We start from the raw sequence: 19339 nt of genomic DNA on the forward strand, positions 1-19339 counted from the left end.
TGTGCGGAGTGTTCGGTTATGGAGCAGTCAGTGGTCAATTAGTGAACATTTCGTTTTCTTTCGGCACGGTTATGGCGTAGTCGCGCAGTTTGCTGTAGAGGGTGTTGCGGCCGATGCCGAGGAGTTTGGCGGCGTGGGAGATGTTGCCGCGGGTGTTGTGGAGCGTTTCTTTGATGATTTTTTTCTCGGCGTCGCGCAGTGATAGTTGGCTCCAGGCAGCGACTTCGGTTTTTTCGCCCATGGTGCGCGGCAGGTATTCGGCGCCGATTTCGTCGTATTCGCAGATGTTGACGGCGCGTTCGACGACGTTTTCGAGTTCGCGGACGTTGCCGGGCCATTCGTAGGTCATGATGCGGGCGAGGGCGTCGTTGCTGAAGCATTTGTCGTCGACGTCGAGCTGGCGACACATTTTTTTGAGGAGGTAGTCGAGGAGGGGCGGGATGTCTTCGAGGCGCTCCCGAAGAGGCGGGACGTAGATGGGCAGGACGTTTAGGCGGTAGTAGAGGTCGTGGCGGAAGTTGCCTTCGCGGACTTCGACGGCGACGTCGCGGTTGGTGGCGGCGATGACGCGGACGTCGATGTCGAGGTAGCGCTGGCCGCCAACCCTGGTGATGCGTTTTTCCTGCAGGACGCGGAGGAGTTTGACCTGGATGTCGAGCGGCATTTCGCCGATTTCGTCGAGGAAGATGGTGCCGCCGTGGGCGAGCTCGAATTTGCCCGGCCGGCCGCCTTGTTTGGCGCCGGTGAACGCGCCGTCTTCGTAGCCGAAGAGTTCGCTTTCGACGAGGTTGCGGGGGATGGCGCCGCAGTTGATGGCGATGAAGGGGCCTTCGGAACGGAGGCTGGCGTTGTGGATGGCCTGGGCGATGAGTTCTTTGCCTGTGCCGCTTTCGCCCTGGATGAGGACGGTGGCGGCGCTGTTGGCGGCGATTTTGGCGAGGCGGACGCATTCTTTCATGGCCTGGCTGTTGCCGACGATGTCTTCGAAGCTGAATTGGGCGGTGGCGCCGACCATTTTGGTGACGAGCTGGCGGATCCTCTTGATCTCGCGGAAGATGTCGATGACGCCTTCGAGTTCGCCTTTGCTGTTTTTGAGGGGGATGGCGGTTTTGATGAAGTGGAGGATGCCGCGCTTTGTTTCGATGACGAATTCTTTGTCGGTGTAGCCCTGGCCGGTTTCGAGGACGCGGAGGACTACGGGCCGGAAGTCGACGAGGGTGGAGATGTGTTTGCCGAGGGCTTCGGCGGGGTTGATGTTGAGGATTTTGGCGCCGGTGGGGTTGACGAAGGTGACGATGCCTTTGGCGTCGATCATGAGCAGGCCGTCGGATACTTTGTTGACGATGGTGGAGTGGATGCTGGCGGTCTGCTCCAGTTCTTTCTGGGCTTTCTGGACGGCGAGGTAGTTGTTGATGGCGGCGGCGGCCGATACGACCATGCCGAGGGTGTGGCAGTGGACTTGTTCTTTGCGGCCGGTGACGCTGAGGACGCCGAGGAGGTCGCCGGCGGAGTCGGTGAGGGGGGCGGCGGAGCAGGCCCAGTCCTGGTGCTTCTGGCAGTAGTGCTCGTAGCCGGCGACCTGGATGGGGCCGCTGCCGAGGAGGACGAGGCTGATGGCGGTGGTGCCGACGAGGTCTTCGGTCCATTTGACGCCGTTGACGTACTGGATGCCGCGATGGGATTCGAGGACTACGGCGTCGCCGATTACTTCGACGACGAAGCCGTCGCGGTCGACGAGGATGACGGCGAAGCCGGAGTTTTCCATGAGCTCGTAGAGGCTGCGCATGAAGGGCCTGGCCGCGTCGATGAGGGCGGCGTTGCGCGCGAGGAGGGCCTCTAGTTCTTTGCCGTTGACGATGACGCTGCTGCCGCCGCTGCGGTGATCGACGCCCTGCTGTTCGCATCTGAGCCAGGAGCGGACGATGTCGGTCCTTATGCTGCCGGGTTCGATTTCCCGGTGGGCGATGTAGCGTTCCCAGGCGGCGCGGGTTTGCTCGTCCTGGATCATGTTTGCTCCCTCCAAATCGTCCTGTATTGATACATAAAAGGATGTTTGTATTTTTCATTGGACAAAAAACGTTCGTTTCCTGCACTTGCGAGAATTTTTTGAACGGTTTGACAATTTTTATTTACCAGGCGGGACGGAAAACGGACGAAGGCCGCGCGGCGGGGGTGCCGTGCGGCCTGATGGGTGGCGCAGGTTAGAGGTCGTTCAGAAGTGCCCAGATGCAAGGCAGCCCGAGGAAGCGCGCGCAGACAGTACACAGGACGTACGGCAAGCGCGCTCCCGGAGGGCTAACAACGCAGATGGTGGCTTATCAACGGCCTGTTTAGCGTTTGGGGGTTGATTGGGTCATCTCTGTGGCCAATACTTTGTTGAACGGTTCCTGTTTTTTTGGTTTGTCTTTGCTGGTGGCGCGACGTTTGTCACGGCTTTGGTTGTTGGTCTGCTGCACCTTGGTGGTGGCGATGAGCATGGTGCACCCTCCCCTGCCGGTTTTATCTCTCACTGATTATATCGGCGGGAAGGGCGAATTTGTTTAGGGATTTTTTGGGAGAGCTTATGGGCGACCGAGGATTTCGGCGATTTTCCATTTGATTTGTATTTGCCCCGGCCTGGCGCTGCCGTCTGTGCCGGCGACGGCCGGGACGGCGGTGACGGTGGCGCCGTCGATGAAGCACAGGGGCGGAAAGAGGACGCACCACCAGTTTTTGCCTTCGGCGGCGCCGAGGAGGATGCGCACGGTTTCGTAGCGGCCGGGCGGCAGGACGAGGGCGCCGTAGGTGCGGAGGGGGAAGTCGAACCAGCCTGTTTCGATGGCGACGGGGTAGGCTGCGCCGCCGACGGCGATTGTGTGGCGGGCGATGCGGAGGATGTCTTCGCGCTGGGCGGCGACGATGCGCCGGGCGTCGTCTACGGAGGCGGCGCCGGCCAGCCGGGGGGCGAGGTGGGCGGTGACGGCGTCGCGGACGCGGTATTTGAGCTGCTGGTCGGCGGCACTGTCGCTGTTGGCGATGATGTGGAGGCGAATGAGGTCTTGGGGGGATGCCTCCTCTCCCCTGCTCTCGCCGGCGAGGAGCAGGCTCCAGCCGCCGGTGACGAAGACGAAGAGCAGTATGGGCAGGATAATACGGATCAGGGTCTTATTCATTTTTTGATTCCTCTCCAATGTTGATTCTTTTATCTAATGGTTCTTCTATGGTCTTCCATGAGTTGCCGGAAGACGCCTCGGAAGCTCCAGATGCAAGGCGCACCGGAGGATGACACCGGAAGCGTACACGTAAGTACGCTGAGGATGGCAGCCGAGGAGCAACGCCGCAGATGGACTTCCCAGGCGGCTTCCCCTATCAACGCCCTCCCCCTAGACGTACTTGCGCATATGCCCGAGGGCGGCTTTCTCTAATCTTGATACTTGGGCCTGCGATATGCCGATCTCTTCGGCTACTTCCATCTGGGTTTTGCCTTCGAAGAAGCGGAGGGTGAGGATGTGTTTTTCGCGGTCGCTGAGTTTGCGGAGGGCTTCTTTGATGGCGACGCCTTCGAGCCAGTTGAAGTCGTGGTTGCGGTCGTCGCCGATCTGGTCCATGACGAAGATGGGGTCGCCGCCGTCGTGGTAGATGGGTTCGAAGAGGGAGATGGGTTCCTGGATGGCGTCGAGGGCGAAGACGATTTCTTCGCGGGGGATTTTGAGTTCGTCGGCGATTTCGTTGATGGAGGGCTCGCGGGAGTATCTGTTGACAAGCGAGTCGCGGACCTGGAGGGCTTTGTAGGCGACGTCGCGCATGGAGCGGCTGACGCGGATGGGGTTGTTGTCGCGCAGGTAGCGGCGGATTTCGCCGATGATCATGGGGACGGCGTAGGTGGAGAATTTGACGTTCTGGGCGAGGTCGAAGTTGTCGATGGCTTTCATGAGGCCGATGCAGCCGACCTGGAAGAGGTCGTCGACGAATTCGCCGCGGTTGTTGAACCGCTGGATGACGCTGAGGACGAGCCTGAGGTTGCCGTAGATGAGCTGCTCGCGGGCATCAATGCCGCCGGATTGCATGATTTCGAAGAGTTCGCGCATCCGGCTGGCCGGCAGGACGGGGAGCTTGGCTGTGTTGACACCGCAGATTTCGACTTTGTTTACTAGCACGTCTGTCCCTCCCACAAGCTTCCAACCCTGTTAATTCACTATCAGCATTATTGCCACGGCGGGGCTGTTTTATTCGGGCAAAAGAAAAAGCCCCTTTTCGGGGGGCAAGGAGTGGCGGCTTGGCGTAAGCTTCCGCTTATGGTTCGGCGATAAATCCGTTGTCTTCGAGGAGTTCCATCGCTCGCGCATAGGTCTCGATGACCATCGCCGGGCAGCGCAGCATTTTGTTCCAGGGGTCGTCGTTGAGGATTGTCCGGCAGTCGGCGCCGCCGTAGCTTGGGATGTATTTTTCCTCGAACCAGTCCACCAGATTTTGCCCCATGACGTTGAGCAGGTGATTTTCCCGTTCCTGCGGTTCGCCCCGGCCGGCGTAGAGACCGAGCAGGCAGACAGCCCCGGTGAGCGCGCCGCAGATTTTGCCGCAGTCGCCCAGGCCGTTGGCGAGGCCGTTCATGGCCCGCACCAGGTCGGGGTTGCTTTTGCCCTGGCGCTCCAGGCCGAGGATGATGAGGATCTGGCTGCAGTGAAAGCCCTCCGCACGCAGTTTTGCTATGCGGGCCATTTCGTCGGCCACGGTAATTCCCCTTTCTCCTGTCGGTGTCCGGCGTTCACCGGTAGTTGACGAGCTTGAGCTGATGACCGGCGGCACCGCACTGGATGATGTTGATGCAGCCATAGTCCTGGGCGATGCGGAAAATGTTGGCGACCGGCATGCCGAGGATGTGGCCGAGCAGCACCCGGTTGACGCCGGCGTGGCCGACGATCGCAAGGTCGCCATGCGCGGATCCAAGTATGTCGCGAAAAGCGGCGATCACCCGCAGGCTGCAGTCGGCGAAGCTTTCGCCGCCGGGGACGCGGTAGTAGCCGATGTCGGCGCCCCGGGCTTTGAATTCGTCGGGAAAGCGGCGGGCGATGTCGGCGAAAGAAAGTCCTTCCCATTCGCCGAGCGCTATTTCCCGCAAGGCTGTCAGCGCCGTTACTGGAACCCCTTTAGGGCCGGCGACGATTTCCGCCGTCCGGCGCGAGCGGACGAGGTCGCTGCAGTATACCGCGCCGAGGGCGGCGGGGTCGAGCGCTTGCTGCAGCCACGCGGCCTGCTGCTCGCCTTCGTCGCTGAGCGGCAGGTCGAGCTGGCCGATATAACGCCGCTGGTCGTCTTCGAGGCGGATTTTCCCGTGCCTTAGCAAGTATATTTTCCTGTCCATGAGCTTAGTTCAACTCCATGATGGCTCTTTTGGCCGCGCTCGGCTCAAGCTCGCCCCGGCAGCGCCCGGCCGCGACGGATACCGCGAGGCTGCCGGCCTGCCGCGCCAGCCGGATCACCGGTACGGTGTCCGCGGCGGCGGTGAGCGAGAGCGCGCACCGGTCGCCGGGGCCGGCCGCCAGCGAAGCGGCAATGGTGAGCCTGGTTGCGTGGCGGCGGTTGTCGACGGCGGCGGTGAAGCTTATGAGGCCCGGAAGGGCGAAGAGGGCTTCGTCGAGGTCGGCGAGGGTGAAATGGCCGTGTCCGGGGAGGATTATCCGCCCGTCCGTTCTGGCGGTCACCGGCGCCAGCCGCCGCAGCTCCGACCCGCAGGGGCACGGCCCGCTATGGATGCGGGATAGGTCGCCGGTGCGGTAGCGGATGAGGGGCATGGCGCGCCGGGCGAGGGTGGTGACGACGACCTCCCCCTCCCCGCCTGCGGGCACAGGTTGGCCGGTAAGGGGGTCGACGATTTCGAAGAAGAAGTCGGCCTCATGCAGGTGGCAGCCGGCATGGGCGGCGCAGTCGGTGCCGCCGCCGAGACCGAGTTCGGTCATGCCGTAGTGTTCGAAAACGTCGCAGCCCCACAGCCGCGTAAGTTCGTGGACGACGGCGCGGGGGACGTGGTCGGTGCTGAGGAGGACGCTTTTCACCGCAGGCGATACGCCGGCGCTTTCCGCCCAGCGGGCCAGCGCAATCACCTGGGCGGGCACGCCGACGAGGCAGTTGACGTTTTCGCGCGCCATGACGGCGAGGGTCGCGGGCAGAGAACGGACAAGGCCGTGGGGGACGGGGCGGACGCCGCTGCGTTTGAGGGCGGCGGCGAGCAGGTCGCCGACGCCGCCCGGCCGCTCGCCGGGCAGGAGGATGAGCACGCGGTCGCCGGGCTGCGTCAGGGAGGCCATGCCGTGGCGGAAGAAGTCGAGCGTCGCTTCCTGGTCGGCGGGGGTGAAGGAGAGGCGTTTGGCTGCGCCGGTCGTGCCGGAGCTGTCGAGGGTGACGACCCGGCTGACATCGCTCTGGGATACGCAGAGGAGGCGCGGCCCGTGCCGGCGGAGGTCGGCGGCGGTGGTGAAGGGGTAGCGGGCGAGGTCGGCGAGGGCGTCGAGGCCGGTTGCGGCGTGACCGGCGAGCAGGTCGCGGTAGAACGGGCTGTGGCTGGCCGCCCAGCTAACGGTAGCCCGCAGTCTTTCGAACTGGTAGCGGTCAAGCTGTTCGCGCGCGAAGCCGGCCCCGCCGGCGCCGATTTTTTTCGCCGCCCAGGCGTCGAGCGGTGTCCTGGCAAGGCCGCTCATGGCGTCGCCCCACGGGGACGGTAGAGCGGCTCGCCGTTGATGCGCGTGAGGTTGTAGGCGCAGAAGGGTATCAGCCGGCTGTCCGGGGCGACGACATGCAGGGGGCAGTCTTTTACCCTGTCGAGGTCGATGGTGCCGTTGTCCTGGAACGCCATGGCGGAGATGCAGAGGGTTCGCTTATCGACGGTGTCGAGAAAGGCGTCGAGGCTGTCGGTGACGATGCCCGGACCGTATGCGGGGCTGTCGGTCCGCGGGCCGCCGGCCGCCGACCACCGCCTGGCGACGAAGGACCGCGCTTTACGGACGTCGTCGCCGGCGGGGCGCGCCTGACAGCAGCTTTGCTCGCCGCTGTTCCCCAGCTTCAGTTGTCCGTCGGCGGCAACCAGGTAGTTGGCATGGCAGGAGCAGTAAGCGTTCCTGCCGCCGGACGGCCGGAAGTCGCTTATTTTCATTTTTCCGCCGGTCTGGGCGGCCAGCGCCTGCATGAGCTCGGGGAGGGTGAATCTGTCGGCGTCGGCCGGAGGGTGCGGGTAGCGGCCGAAGTAGCTGACCGGCTGGAAGTGGACGCCGCGCACCGCCGGCATGAGGCTGACGGCGAAATCGACGAGGCGGCCGATGTGGGCGGTGTTTATCCGCGGCACGAGCGTGGGGACGAGCACTACGCCGAGCCCGAGTTCGGCGCAGCGGGCGATGGCGGCTTTCTTTATGTCCAGCAGGGGTTTTCCCCTGATTTTTTCGTAGATGGCGTCGTCCAGGCCGTCGAACTGCAAAAAGACGCACGACAGCCCGGCCTGTTTGAGCCGCAGCCCGTACTGGCGGTCGTCCGCCAGCCGCAGGCCGTTGGTGTTAAGCTGAAAGAAGGTGTAGCCCAGCGACCGGCCGAGGGCGATTATCGCGGGCAGGTCGTCCCGGAGGGTGGGCTCGCCGCCCGACAGCTGGATGTTGTAAGGGCCGCCGCCGGCAAGCAGCCGCCGGTACCAGCTTTCGATTGTCCCGATGTCGGGGTCGTCTGCTTCGCCGCCGGCTGCGGCGAAGCAGACCGGGCAGGCGAGGTTGCAGCGCGAAGTGACTTCGAGGAGGACGCAGCAGGTGTGGCGGCGGTGGGCGGGGCAGAGGCCGCAGTCGAACGGGCAGCCTTTGTCTGCGGCGGTGGCGCATACGGGGGGCGGAGGCTGACTGGCAAACGCCCACGCGTCATACGCCGGCGGCCCGCGCCAGATTATCGCCCGGCAGGAGCCGTGTTCGGGGCAGGTTTTTTCAAGATAGACGTCGTCGCCGATGGCGATTTTTTGGGCGGAGATACGTTTCAGGCACACGGGACAGAGGCTTTCGGCCGTGCCCGCTATTGCCGCTTTGTTCATATGCCGTCACCGCCTGCCGGCAGAGGGCTGTCCCCTTTGATTATCGCCGCAAGTTCGGCTCCCAGGGCCTGTTCCACCGCCGCGGCGATGCGCCGCGCCTGAGCGAGGCGCTCGCTTAGCGCTTTCTGGGCGGCGGCGTCGGCGAACTTTTCCCGCGGGCAGGAGAATCTTTCTTCGAGCGATACGATGGTGGCGTTTTGCACAAGTTTATCGGCCAGATAGACAACGGCCGCTTCGTCCAGCGGCTGGCCCGCGGCAAAAGTTTTGTCGTGATGGGCGGCGACGACCGCCGCCACCTGCGGGCAGCCCAGGCGGCCGATAAGCCTGGCCCCGCGGCGGGGGTGGTCGGGGCGGCCTTTGGCCAGGTCGTGGAGAAGGGACGCGGCGGTAATAAGCCCTTCGTCAAGGCTGCATCCGGCGCGGTTGAGACCGGCGGCGAGCCGCCGGGCGACGCCGGCGACGACGCGGCTGTGATCCGCCACCGGGGAGGGAACGCCGAGGCGCGCGAGCAGTTGCTCGCATTCTTTGCCGGTCGGGCAGTGGCGGCCGGCGTGACGCATGACGAGCTGCCGGTAGTCGGCAGCGGTGTCGAGGTCGAGCAGTATCCCCTCGTCTATGACCGACAGATCTAGGGCGTCGGCCTCGTAGCGAGCCAGCAGGGGGCGGAGGCCCCCCGTCCCGCCCCAGCCGAGGATGGCGGGCGCGAGGCGGGCGGCGATGAGTGGCGGATGGCCGCGCTGACCGCCGAAAACGGGGTAGACTACGGCAGCGCCGGTTTTCCTGCCTGCCCTGGCCAGCAGCCTGACGGTGTGGCTTTTCACGAGCGGCAGGTCGGCCGGGAGGAGGAAAAAGGCGTCCGCGTCGGCGGGGAGGGCTTTGACGCCGGCGACGACGGAGGAGAACATGCCGGCGCGATAGTGTTCGTTGGGTACGGTCCGCACCGGCAGTTTGCCAAGCACGGCCTGCAGGTCGGCGGCGCGGTGGCCGACGACGACGGCGATGTCGCCGATGCCTGCCCGCCGCAGGCCGCCGACGGCGGTCTCGATGACGGTGGCCTCGCCCAGCGGCAGCAGCGGCTTGAACCCCGGCGCCCGCGACGAGCACCCGGCGGCCAGGATTATCGCCGCCAGCTTACCGGCGCGGCGCACTTTCCCGCTCCGCCCGCACCCTGATCAGTTCGCCGACGATGCTGACCGCCAGTTCTTCGGGGGTCTCGGCCAGGATATCGGTGCCGATCGGCGAGTATACCCGCCGGAAGTCGCGTTCGCCGAAACCCTGCCCGGTCAGGACATCGTATAGCTTGTCGCGCTTGCGGCGGCTGCCGATCATGCCGATGTAGCCGGCGGCGGTGCGCAGCGACCATTCCAGAATGGTTTTGTCGTGCAGGTGCCCCCTGGTGACGATGACGATATAGCTGTCGCCGTCGATGGCCAGGGCGGGCAGGCGGTCGAACGTTTCCAGCACGACGATTTCCGTGGGCGCGGGGAAGCGGTCGCGGCTGGCGTACTCGGCGCGGTCGTCGAGCACGACCGTGCGGAAGCCGACCGTTTCCGCCAGGGGGGCGATTTTCTGCGACACATGGCCGGCGCCGAAAATGTAGACATCGCCGGCGGGCCGGATGGGCTCGACCAGGAAGCGCTGCCCGTCCAGCACTTCGGCATGGATGGCGATCTTGGCCGGGCCGGCGGTGAGTTTGGCCAGGAAACCCGGCTCGCCGGCGAAGCGGCCGATGAGGCTGCCGTCCTGTCTGACGAGGCATTGCTGGCGGGCCGGCCGGGATGCCTCCCGCCCGTCGCCGAGCGCGGTTATCAGCCAGGCTTTCTCGCGGCGCTCCAGGGCGGCGCATATCCCTTCGCTGATAGCGCGGTTGTCGCCGTCGTCGGCGGCGATGAAGTCGAGCAGCACTTCCCCCTGACCGCCGCAGATCATGTCCATGCCGGCGACGTCCTGGCCGCTGAGGTCGAACGGCTGGATGACGCTCCGCCGCGTGCGGAATACTTCGCCGGCCAGCCGCACAGCGTCGGCCTCCAGCCGTCCGCCGCCGATGGTGCCGACGATCGCGCCGCTCTGCCTTATCGCCATCTTGGCGCCGGCGGTGCGGGGCGCGGAGCCGCTTTTATCGAAAATGGTCGCCACGACGACGCTTTCCCCGTCGGCCAACAGGGCGGCGATTGCCTGAAAGAGTTTTTTCATCTTATCCTCCCAGCAGTATACTAAAGGGCGCTTAGTCGTTTCCGCAGCGGTGCGAGTCAGGCCCGCGGCCGGTGACGTCGATCATCCTGGCGACGGCGGTGTCGGACAGGAGGGCGATTTCGCAGGGGGCGCCGGTCAGCGTCTCCCCGGACAGGATGATGCCGTTGTCGGTTTCGCGGTATTTTATCGGCAGGTCCCGTCTGAATGTTTTGCCGCTTTCTTTGTCGACGATCTCGACTGTGATGGAATCGGCCTCGATTATGGCGGGGCCGTCATTGCCGTTCATCTTATCAACCTCCCGGCTGCTTGCGTTCATTTGTCTTCCAGGGCCTCTTCCACCTGCTTGATTTTGCTGGTGGCCAGGGCCTCGGGGATATATACCAGTCCGCACCGGGGGCATTTGGGCAGCTCGACCGGGAAGTTGCTGCCCATGTAGGACAGGGTCACGCTGCCGGGGGCGATAGGGATCTGGCATTTGACGCATACGAGTTTCTGTTCGTCCATTTTGCTCCCCCGCTAGTAGAGTATTTCTATCCGGTGGCTGTAGGCGTTGTGGACCAGGAATCCGCCGTCTACGGGCGAGTACTCCACCCAGTAGGTGACGCCCGCCGGCCGGTGGGAGGCGAGGTAGCGGCCGCTGACGGTATCTCTGAGCTTGCCGCCGGCGTCTTCCGCGTGGGCGATGACTTTGGCCACGTCGTCTTCGAGGATCATCCTGTCTTCCATCACCCGCCTGACGTCGGCGGGGATGGTCAGCTTGACGGCAACCTGCGGTTCGGCCACGGTTTCACCCCACAAATCCCGGAGCAGCTCGCGCTTGAGCCGCGCCCTGTTGTCCTGGCGCTGCGAGTAGGTCGGCGCCGCCCGGTCGGCCAGCTCAGTGCTCCGCTCCCGACACCTGGATGGGCGCGCCCATCTCCAGGGCGGTGCCGATGGCGTTTGTGCCTGCTTCGGTTTCGTGCCAGCTGGCGCCGCGGAAGAAGTCCTCGGTCATGGGGTTGTGGAGCGTGTCTTCGTCGCCGAACATTTCCATGATGAAGCCGTTCTCGTCGGTAAGGACGACGACAAACCCCGAACCCTGCACGAACTGGTACAGGTTGTCCATGAAGGGTTTGGCGACTTTGATGAGTTGGTCTTTCTCGCGCAGCAGCCGGCCGAGCGACGGGGCGTCGAGTTTGCGGTGGGGCACGTCGCTGTACGGGTTGACTTTGGCGTCGCGGCACCTGCGCCACGACGCTGCGATCTGCGGACGGACGCCGTCAGCCTCGCTGCGGCCGCAGATGAATTCTTCCCAGACGGGCCGAATGAGATCTTTGTATCCTTCAGGCACCTGATTCCACCTCGCCGACTTTTTGTTGCCATTTGTATAAGCAAGTTCAATGCCAGCCCGTTTCCGGACAACCTTACCATTGGACACCGCAACGGGAAAATCCTGTTTTCTGGAAAACTGGCCCCAGGAATGAAGAAAAGCGGCGGGGAGCCGGAAAAAACCGGACCGCGCCGCTTGTCGTGCGACAGAAATCTCAGCTCTGGGCTTTGATGAATTTTTTCATTTTCTGGATGATGCGTTTTTCGAGCCGCGAGATGTAGGACTGACTGATGCCGAGCATGTCGGCGACTTCTTTCTGGGTCCTTTCCAGGCCGTCGCCGGCGAGGCCGAAGCGCAATTCCATGATTTTCTGCTCGCGGCCGGAGAGCTTGTTGATGGCATTGTAGAGGAGGTCTTTGTCGACTTCTTCTTCGACGGATTTGTAGATGATGTCGTTGTCGGTGCCGAGGACGTCGGAGAGGAGGAGTTCGTTGCCGTCCCAGTCGATGTTGAGGGGCTCGTCAAAGGAGACTTCGGCCCGTGTTTTGCTGTTGCGGCGGAGGTACATGAGGATTTCGTTTTCGATGCAGCGGGAGGCGTAGGTGGCGAGTTTTATCCTTTTCACGGGGTCGAAGGTGTTGACTGCTTTGATGAGGCCGATGGTGCCGATGCTGACGAGGTCTTCGATGCCTACCCCGGTGTTTTCGAATTTGCGGGCGATGTAGACGACGAGGCGGAGGTTGCGTTCGATGAAGACGCTTTTGACGGTTTTGTCGCCTCTTTGCAGGCGGCCCAGGAGGAAGGTTTCTTCGTCGCTGGAGAGCGGCGGGGGGAGTATTTCGGTGCTGCCGACGTAATAGATTTCGTCGGGCTGAAGGATGCCCAGCGCCTGAAGGAGGGCGATGAAACGGAGCTTGATGTAAAGCTTGACGATCGACCATGTTATGCGCATATGTTCGCCACCTCTTTGTTGTCTATTGCCTTCAGAACGGCCGGATGGAGAAGCGCGGCGTAGGCGCCGTCGACCGTGAAGCTGCCGCTGTGGATGCCGACGACGGCTTCGTCGGCGGCGATGCTGCCTGTGGCGGTGATGACGGTGAGGTTGTCGGGCCTAAAGCCCAGCAGGAGGCTGGCGCCGCCGATGCCCCGGCAGGGGATGATCTGGACGCGGGCGAGCCAGTCGGGGTCGCCGCACTGGTCGAGGCCGGCGAGCCAGGAGGCGGGCGGGGTGCGCCGCAGGTAGCCGCTGACGGCGACGCCGAGGAGGGGGTCGAGGCTGCCGCGCTCGACGAGGACGACGGGACGCTGGCCGCCGATGGTGTAGAGGTGGTTGCCGGTGTCGAGGAGGGCGGTGAGCCGCACGCGGCGGCCGCCGTAGTCGATGGCGAGCGGCAGGAGGAGGCGGCGGCGGGTGAGGCCGGCAAGGATTCGCCGCCAGATGAGGCCGACGAGGAGGAGGGCGAGGAGGCCGCCGGCGGCGAGGTGCCGCCAGGTGACGGCGGGCCAGGACTCCCCGCCGGGGGACGGAGCGGCGAGCAGCAGCCAGCCGAGGATGGCGCCGCCGAGGAGGAGGGCGACGAGGTAGAAGCAGGCGGTGGCGAAGAGGAGGGCCCGCCAGGAGCGGGCGCCGAGGGCGAGCCAGACGAGGGCGGCGGAGGCGGCGAGTTTGGCGGCCGGGCTGTAGAGGGGGGCAGCGGCGGGGATGAGGCCGCCGAGGGCGTAGAGGGCGCCGAGGAAGGCGGCGGCGATGAGGCGCCAGGGCCGTAAGGCGACGCCGGCCGCCCAGGCGGTGAGGAGGAGGATGAGGGCGTTCATGACGGTGTTGATGACGAGGAGGATGTCGGCATAGACGTACATTTTTTCACCACCCCCCCTGTTTTGCCGCTTTTCGGAAAGGATTGGCAGGATATGCATTTCATAACAATTTATGGCTGGCCTGCCACGGATATTCCTATTATAGCAAGGCGGTTTTCAAAAAAATGTAAATCGATGGGGCGCGCCCGCCGACAAAATATAAAACTCACCGCGCGATGTGCGGTGAGTTTCTGTGGGTGGTGGATTTCTCTTTGTATTTATACGGGGCGTTCAGAAGTCCCCAGATGCGAGGCAGACCGAGGACGCGACCGCAGGCGTACTCGTCGTACGCCGAGGAGCGCCCGGAGGGCTAACAAAGTAGATGGGGGCTTATCAACGCCCCCATTGTTTCGGCAGATTACTTGCGCATCCAGGCGGGGATATCTAGGTCGCCCCGCTTGAACGGCTCGACAATCGTGTCGCCTTTGAGGCGGATGGTTTTGGCGTCGAAGCCGGTGGCGATGACGGTGACCCGTACCTGATCTTCGCAGGCTTCGTCGATGACGGCGCCGAAGATGATGTTGGCTTCGGGGTCGGCGGCGCGGGCGATGATTTCGGCGGCTTCGTTGATTTCGAAGAGGCCGAGGCTGGTGCCGCCGGTGATGTTGAGGAGGACGCCTTTGGCGCCTTCGATGGAGGTTTCGAGGAGAGGGCTCTTGATGGCGGCTTCGGCGGCTGTTACGGCCCGGTTGTCGCCGCTGCCGACGCCGATGCCCATGAGGGCGGAGCCGGTTTCCTGCATGATGGTTTTGACGTCGGCAAAGTCGAGGTTGATGAGGCCGGGAACGGCGATGAGGTCGGATATGCCCTGGACGCCCTGGCGGAGCACGTCGTCGGCGATCCGGAAGGCTTCGACGATGGAGGTGCGTTTGTCCACGACTTGCATGAGGCGGTCGTTGGGGATGGTGATGAGGGTGTCGACCGCTTCTTTGAGTTTGGCGATGCCCCGTTCGGCCTGACCCTGACGGCGACGGCCTTCGAAGCCGAAGGGCCTGGTGACTACGCCGACGGTGAGGGCGCCGACTTCTTTGGCGCATTCGGCCACTATGGGAGCGGCGCCGGTGCCCGTGCCGCCGCCCATGCCGGCGGTGATGAAGATCATGTCGGCGCCTTTGAGGGCTTTGAGGAGTTCGTCGCGGCTTTCCTGGGCCGCTTTTTCACCGACTTCGGGGTTGGCGCCCGCGCCGAGGCCTTTGGTCAGCTTTTCGCCGATCTGGATACGGTAGGGGGCCTGGGATAACAGGAGCGCCTGGGCGTCGGTGTTGACGGAGATGAACTCCACTCCCTGAAGCCCGGCGGCAATCATGCGGTTTACGGCGTTGTTGCCGCCGCCGCCGACACCGATGACTTTTATCGCCGCAAATTGGTCAAGATCCATGTCGAATTCAAGCATGAACAAAACTTCCTCCTTGTACCTCGAGTGTCGGGACTATAAAAGTTTTTTGAGCTTTCTGAAGAAGGATTTGACGGGGCCGCCGCCGGTGCGTTCGCCGGTGGCGAGACGGGCGGCGTATTCTACCAAACCGTAACTGGCGGTGTTGGCCGGATGGGAGTATTCGGCCGCGAGGCCGACGCCCGGACGGGCGAGCTTGACGGGCAGGGCGAAGATTTTTTCCGTCCATTCGCCGACGCTGGGCAGGAGCGAGGAACCGCCGGTAAGGAGGATCTTGTCCGCTCCGTAGCGGCTGAGGGCCGGTTCGACGTAGGCGTGGAGCAGGGAGACGATTTCTTCGACCCGGCTTTCGACGATTTTATGGAGAAAGTCGTAGTCGACTTGTTTGTCGGTGGTGCCGAAGTCGTTGCAGTCGAGGACGAGTCCGCGTCCGCCGAGGTCGCGGTCGAGTTTGGCGTAGTAGCGCTTGATCTCTTCGGCGTGGAGTTTGCCGATGCCGAGGCCGTGCATGATGTCGCCGGTGATGTAGTCGCCGCCGAGCGGCACGGAGGCGGTGAGTACGGGTGTGCCACCGCTGTAAAGAGCGAGGTTGGCGAGCCCGGCGCCGATGTCGAGGACGAGGCAGGAGGCGCTGTCGGCGGTGACGGCGGCGCCGACGACGGCGTTGGCATAGATGTCGGCTACGTCGATGCCCAAGGCCGCGAGGGCGGCGGTGATTTCATCCGCCAGGCGGCGGGGCAGGCTGACGATGTGGGTTTCGACTTCGAGGCGTTTGCCGCTTTTGCCCAGCGGCGCCTCCATGAGCGGCTGGCCGTCCAGCCAGTAGCCGATGGGCATGACGTGGAGGATGCGGTGGTCATCGGGTACGGTTACGATGGTGGCGGCGCGGCAGGCCCGCTCGATGTCGGCGCCGGTGGCCATGCCCGCTGCGGGCGCGACGCTGCCGATGCCGTTCTGGGAGGAGATGTCGATGCCGCCGATGCCCAGATGTACCGGGCCGAGAGGGATTTCCGCGACCATGACGGCACAGTCGACAGCTTCGCGGACGGCGGCGGCCAGGGCAGCGGCGTCGGTTACCGCGCCTTTTACCAAGCCGGCGCCGGCTACTGTTCCGCTGCCGAGTATATGTGTCTGGCCGTTGTGTTTCGTGGCTGCCAATACCTTTACGGCACTGGTGCCGATATCAACCCCTAGTATGTATTTGCCGGCCATACCCGTACCTCTGTAGCATATATTGTGGTTCTCTTTCAGTTATTGTTTCAACATGTTTAGCGTTTTCCCTTTTTTGGGCAAAAAAAAATTGTAAACTTGTTCACAAGTTATGAAAATATAGGCTCTCTCTCCCCTGCTCTATCATTCCCGAAATGGCGAGCGGCCGTTCAGAAGCCCCCAGATGCTAGGCGGCTCCGCCTGGCGCGCCGCGCCGCGTACTCGGAACGTACGCAAGCAAGCGCCGGGCGGAACAACAACGCAGATGGGGGCTTATCAACGGACGCCTATTTCTTAAGAAAGTAACGACGGATGATTGCGAGGTTTTGGAAGATACGGAGCCCAAACGCCAGCAGCGCGACATAGTAAAGGTCGATGCCGAGGCGTTCGCCGATGTAGACGAGACCGGCGGCCAGGAGGGCGTTGGTGAAGAAGCCGGTGATGAAGACGGTGTTGTCGAATTTTTCTTCGATGCCGGCGCGGAGGCCGCCGAAGACGGAGTCGAGGGAGGCCAGGAGGGCGACGGACATGAATTTGGCGTAGGCGATCGGGACGCTGATGGGGAAGGCTACGCCGATGATGATGCCGATGATGAGGCCGGCGATTGGCAGGATCATTGTTTCTTGGCCTCCTCTGCCGGCTTGGCGTATTGGAAGGTCAAGGCGCCTTTGTAGGCCGGTATTTTTACGATGTCCTGGCGTTTGATGGTGACCTGTATGCCCCAGAACTGGAGGGTTTCGACGACGCCGCCCCTAAGTTTGAGGGAGCTTTCGAGGGTCTGCGGTTCGCCGATTACGCTTATTTCGTAGGGCGGCGAGTAGCGGGCGTTGTTGACCGACAGGGTGGGCCCGGCGCAGCGGATTTCGGAGGTGGCGATGAGACGCTGGCCGTTGATGGAGATGGCTTCGCCGCCGGCGGCCCTGAGTTCGTTGATGACTTTGAGGATGTCGTCGTCGTGGATGAGGAAGAGGTTGGGGTTTTCCCCCGGTTTGGTGGGACGCTTGCTGTCGTCGATGCTGACGACGATCCCCGGCCCTTGCAACGGTACGAGCCCGGCTTTCATTTTGATTTGCTGGAGTTCGCGGCTGTAGGCTTCGTTGCCGGTCGCGTTGCGCAGGGCATGGACTTCGCTGAGGAGGGCTTCCCGTTCTTTTTCGACTTTGTTGAGCTGCTGGGAGAGTTCCTCGACGCGCTGGAAGGGCACGGAGGCTTTAATGTCCTGGGTGGTGCGGAACTGGACGGCAAGCATGATGCCGAGGACGACACATACCGCGGCTATGGCTACCTGGCCCTGTCTGATGGGCAGCAATTTGCTCACTCCTTGCGCGAGGACTGTTTGAATTTGATGTATGGCGAGGCGTAGTTAAGGTCAATGTATTCAATCGCGCCTTTTTTGTTGCCGACTTCCCGGAGGATGTCGCCGGTGAGTTTGGCTTTTTCGGCCAGCCGGTCGGGGGGACCGATGCGGATGGTGATTGTCTGGACGGTGTAGGCGATAAGGTCGCCGGCTGAGCGGATGTTGACTTCGGACAGTTGGCCGAGGGTGGTTTCGTCGAGTTCGGCGAGGTAGGCGAGAACGTTTTGGACGGTGGAGGTGTCGATTTTGTCGCCGATGTAGATGTTGCCCAGGCGGACGCCGGTGATGATGGGGACGTCGACTTTTCTGATGCTTTTGACGGCCGCCATGACGACGCCCTGCTTGTCGAGCTGGACGAAGCCGTAGGAGCAGGCGACCCAGGCGACGGGCTGGCGCTCGCTGAGGGCGATGACGATGGTGGCGGGGAAGCGCCGGGCGACTTCGGCCTCGTCAATCCTGAGATCGCGGAGCAGCCTGGTTTTTATCGTCGCGGTGTTGAGGCGGAAGATGTTGACCTCGGCGGGGATGCCGGCGATGCCGAATACGTCTTCGGTGGAGATGTATTTGTTGCCTTCGACGACGACGGCACCGACGGCGAAGTAGGCGGAGTTGATGAAGAGAAAGGCGGCGACGATGACGGTGAGGGCTAAGAGCAGCAAAGCCAGTTTTTTGCCGGGAGGCTTCCTGACGGGTCGCTGGCCGGCTTGTCCCTCTTCCCTTGTTTCCATGCAATCCTCTCCCCGGGTCAGGGTGTTATTTAGTAATTATACACTATAGGGCCTAGTATTGAAATATGGAAAATGTTAGAGAAAGCGAACGTGTCTTCTCTCCCCCGCCCTATTCCCCGTCTCCTTCATAAATGGCGAGCGGCCGTTCAGAAGGTCCCAGATGCAAGGCGCACCGGAAGAGCGCGCCGCGACGCGTACTTGGTTGCGTACGCTAGCAAGCGCTCTGAGGAGCAACGCAGCAGATGGGGCCTTATCAACGGCCGCCTATGTTTATGCCATTAATAATATCTTTTCGCAGAGGTCGGGGAACGATACCCCCGCCGCCGCCGCCGCCTTCGGCACGAGGCTGGTGGCTGTCATGCCGGGGATGGTGTTGACTTCGAGGACGTATGGGGTGCCGTCGGCGTCCATCATGACGTCGACGCGGCCGATGCCGCGGCAGCCGAGGAGGGTGAAGGCGGCGAGCGCCTCGGCCTGGACGGCCCGTGTGGCGTTTTCGCTGAGGGGGGCGGGGCAGCGGTATTCGGTGGCGCCTTTGGTGTATTTGGAGGTGTAGTCGTAGCGGCCGGAGTGGGGGACGATTTCAATGATTGGCAGGGCTTCGGGGTTGTCGGCGCCGAGGATGGCGACGGTGAGTTCGCGGCCTTTGATGAATTTTTCGATGAGGACGTGGTCGTCGTAGCGGAAGGCGGTTTCTAAGGCTTCGGCGAGGGCGGCTTCGGCTTCGACGATGGTGACGCCGATGCTGGAGCCCTGGGCGGCCGGCTTGACGACGACGGGCAGGCCGAAGGCGGCGACGATTTCCTGGGCGAGCGGCGCCGTTTTCGCCTGGGCGGCGGTGTAGAGCCGGGAGGCGGGGGTGCTGATGCCGGCCTGGAGGAAGAGGCGCTTGGAGATGCCTTTGTCCATGGCGTTGGCGCTGGCCTGGACGCCGGAGCCGGTGTAGGGCAGGTCGAGGAGTTCGAGAGCGCCCTGGAGGAGGCCGTCTTCGCCGTATTTGCCGTGGACGGCGATGAATACGGCCTGGGCCCCGGCTTCGCGGAGCTGCTCGATGAACCGCTGGGGTTCGAGGTCGATGCCGACGGCGTCGTAGCCTTTTTCCTGCAGGGCGGCGAGGATGGCCCGGCCGGTGTTGAGCGAGACTTCCCGCTCGGCGGACGGCCCGCCCATGACGACGGCAATGCGCTTGTCTTTCATTGTAAAAGACCTCCAGTCGGAAACTTATGTATTATTTATTTATGTATTGGGCGAGCAGGCGTTC

22 protein-coding genes are annotated in these 19339 nt (G+C 63.3%); all 22 read right to left on the reverse strand.

Translation table 11 applies throughout. The features are described 5' to 3' along the window. Window positions 1-34 precede the first annotated feature (34 nt). Window positions 35-2008: a sigma 54-interacting transcriptional regulator gene (locus RIN56_03365; protein MDR7865828.1), complete on the reverse strand. Its 1974-nt coding sequence runs from the start codon at window positions 2006-2008 to the stop codon at window positions 35-37. Between the two features lie 322 nt (window positions 2009-2330). After that, window positions 2331-2477 carry a hypothetical protein gene (locus tag RIN56_03370; GenBank protein MDR7865829.1) on the reverse strand — a complete coding sequence of 49 codons (147 nt, stop codon included), beginning with the start codon at window positions 2475-2477 and terminating at the stop codon, window positions 2331-2333. A gap of 84 nt (window positions 2478-2561) precedes the next feature. Then, window positions 2562-3152 (reverse strand): stage II sporulation protein R, encoded by a 591-nt coding sequence (spoIIR, locus tag RIN56_03375; GenBank protein ID MDR7865830.1) that lies wholly within the window; start codon window positions 3150-3152, stop codon window positions 2562-2564. A 210-nt stretch (window positions 3153-3362) separates the two neighbouring features. Next, window positions 3363-4136 (reverse strand): RNA polymerase sporulation sigma factor SigG, encoded by a 774-nt coding sequence (sigG, locus tag RIN56_03380; protein MDR7865831.1) that lies wholly within the window; start codon window positions 4134-4136, stop codon window positions 3363-3365. Window positions 4137-4272: 136 nt separating this feature from the next. Then, window positions 4273-4710, reverse strand: a complete 438-nt coding sequence (locus RIN56_03385) for a C-GCAxxG-C-C family protein (protein ID MDR7865832.1) — start codon at window positions 4708-4710, stop codon at window positions 4273-4275. Window positions 4711-4744: 34 nt separating this feature from the next. Beyond that, on the reverse strand, window positions 4745-5341 hold the full coding sequence (gene cobC, locus RIN56_03390; protein ID MDR7865833.1) for an alpha-ribazole phosphatase: 597 nt from the start codon (window positions 5339-5341) through the stop codon (window positions 4745-4747). Window positions 5342-5345: 4 nt separating this feature from the next. After that, window positions 5346-6674 carry an AMP-binding protein gene (locus RIN56_03395; GenBank protein ID MDR7865834.1) on the reverse strand — a complete coding sequence of 443 codons (1329 nt, stop codon included), beginning with the start codon at window positions 6672-6674 and terminating at the stop codon, window positions 5346-5348. Continuing rightward, a complete protein-coding gene (locus tag RIN56_03400) occupies window positions 6671-8035 on the reverse strand; it encodes a radical SAM protein (GenBank protein ID MDR7865835.1) in 1365 nt (454 codons plus the stop codon). Before RIN56_03400 ends, RIN56_03395 begins: the two co-directional genes overlap by 4 nt. Then, on the reverse strand, window positions 8032-9183 hold the full coding sequence (locus RIN56_03405; protein MDR7865836.1) for an NTP transferase domain-containing protein: 1152 nt from the start codon (window positions 9181-9183) through the stop codon (window positions 8032-8034). Before RIN56_03405 ends, RIN56_03400 begins: the two co-directional genes overlap by 4 nt. Continuing rightward, window positions 9167-10228, reverse strand: a complete 1062-nt coding sequence (locus RIN56_03410; GenBank protein MDR7865837.1) for an XdhC family protein — start codon at window positions 10226-10228, stop codon at window positions 9167-9169. The genes RIN56_03405 and RIN56_03410 overlap by 17 nt, the downstream gene beginning before the upstream one ends. A 31-nt stretch (window positions 10229-10259) precedes the next feature. Then, the gene (locus RIN56_03415) at window positions 10260-10544 is read right to left on the reverse strand and encodes a hypothetical protein (GenBank protein ID MDR7865838.1); all 285 of its coding nucleotides are present in this window, start codon (window positions 10542-10544) and stop codon (window positions 10260-10262) included. Next, complete coding sequence (locus RIN56_03420) at window positions 10541-10732, reverse strand: hypothetical protein (GenBank protein ID MDR7865839.1); 192 nt, start codon at window positions 10730-10732, stop codon at window positions 10541-10543. Before RIN56_03420 ends, RIN56_03415 begins: the two co-directional genes overlap by 4 nt. A gap of 12 nt (window positions 10733-10744) precedes the next feature. Beyond that, entirely contained in the window at window positions 10745-11011 is a 267-nt protein-coding gene (locus tag RIN56_03425) for a hypothetical protein (GenBank protein ID MDR7865840.1), read from the reverse strand. A gap of 94 nt (window positions 11012-11105) precedes the next feature. Next, window positions 11106-11558, reverse strand: coding sequence for a hypothetical protein (locus tag RIN56_03430; GenBank protein ID MDR7865841.1), 453 nt, complete (start codon window positions 11556-11558; stop codon window positions 11106-11108). Window positions 11559-11751: 193 nt separating this feature from the next. Continuing rightward, window positions 11752-12471, reverse strand: a complete 720-nt coding sequence (gene sigE / locus RIN56_03435; GenBank protein ID MDR7865842.1) for an RNA polymerase sporulation sigma factor SigE — start codon at window positions 12469-12471, stop codon at window positions 11752-11754. A gap of 8 nt (window positions 12472-12479) precedes the next feature. Then, the gene (locus tag RIN56_03440; GenBank protein MDR7865843.1) at window positions 12480-13394 is read right to left on the reverse strand and encodes a sigma-E processing peptidase SpoIIGA; all 915 of its coding nucleotides are present in this window, start codon (window positions 13392-13394) and stop codon (window positions 12480-12482) included. A 355-nt stretch (window positions 13395-13749) separates the two neighbouring features. Beyond that, entirely contained in the window at window positions 13750-14784 is a 1035-nt protein-coding gene (ftsZ, locus tag RIN56_03445) for a cell division protein FtsZ (protein MDR7865844.1), read from the reverse strand. A gap of 36 nt (window positions 14785-14820) precedes the next feature. Next, a complete protein-coding gene (gene ftsA / locus RIN56_03450) occupies window positions 14821-15996 on the reverse strand; it encodes a cell division protein FtsA (protein MDR7865845.1) in 1176 nt (391 codons plus the stop codon). Between the two features lie 284 nt (window positions 15997-16280). After that, the gene (locus tag RIN56_03455; GenBank protein ID MDR7865846.1) at window positions 16281-16610 is read right to left on the reverse strand and encodes a small basic family protein; all 330 of its coding nucleotides are present in this window, start codon (window positions 16608-16610) and stop codon (window positions 16281-16283) included. After that, window positions 16607-17302 carry a DUF881 domain-containing protein gene (locus RIN56_03460; GenBank protein MDR7865847.1) on the reverse strand — a complete coding sequence of 232 codons (696 nt, stop codon included), beginning with the start codon at window positions 17300-17302 and terminating at the stop codon, window positions 16607-16609. Before RIN56_03460 ends, RIN56_03455 begins: the two co-directional genes overlap by 4 nt. Before the next feature lie 5 nt (window positions 17303-17307). Beyond that, window positions 17308-18078 carry an FtsQ-type POTRA domain-containing protein gene (locus RIN56_03465; protein MDR7865848.1) on the reverse strand — a complete coding sequence of 257 codons (771 nt, stop codon included), beginning with the start codon at window positions 18076-18078 and terminating at the stop codon, window positions 17308-17310. 270 nt (window positions 18079-18348) lie between these two features. After that, window positions 18349-19275 (reverse strand): D-alanine--D-alanine ligase, encoded by a 927-nt coding sequence (locus RIN56_03470; protein ID MDR7865849.1) that lies wholly within the window; start codon window positions 19273-19275, stop codon window positions 18349-18351. Between the last annotated feature and the right edge of the window lie 64 nt (window positions 19276-19339).

Source organism: Sporomusaceae bacterium (assembly GCA_031460455.1).
GTDB lineage: Bacteria > Bacillota > Negativicutes > Sporomusales > UBA7701 > Anaeroselena.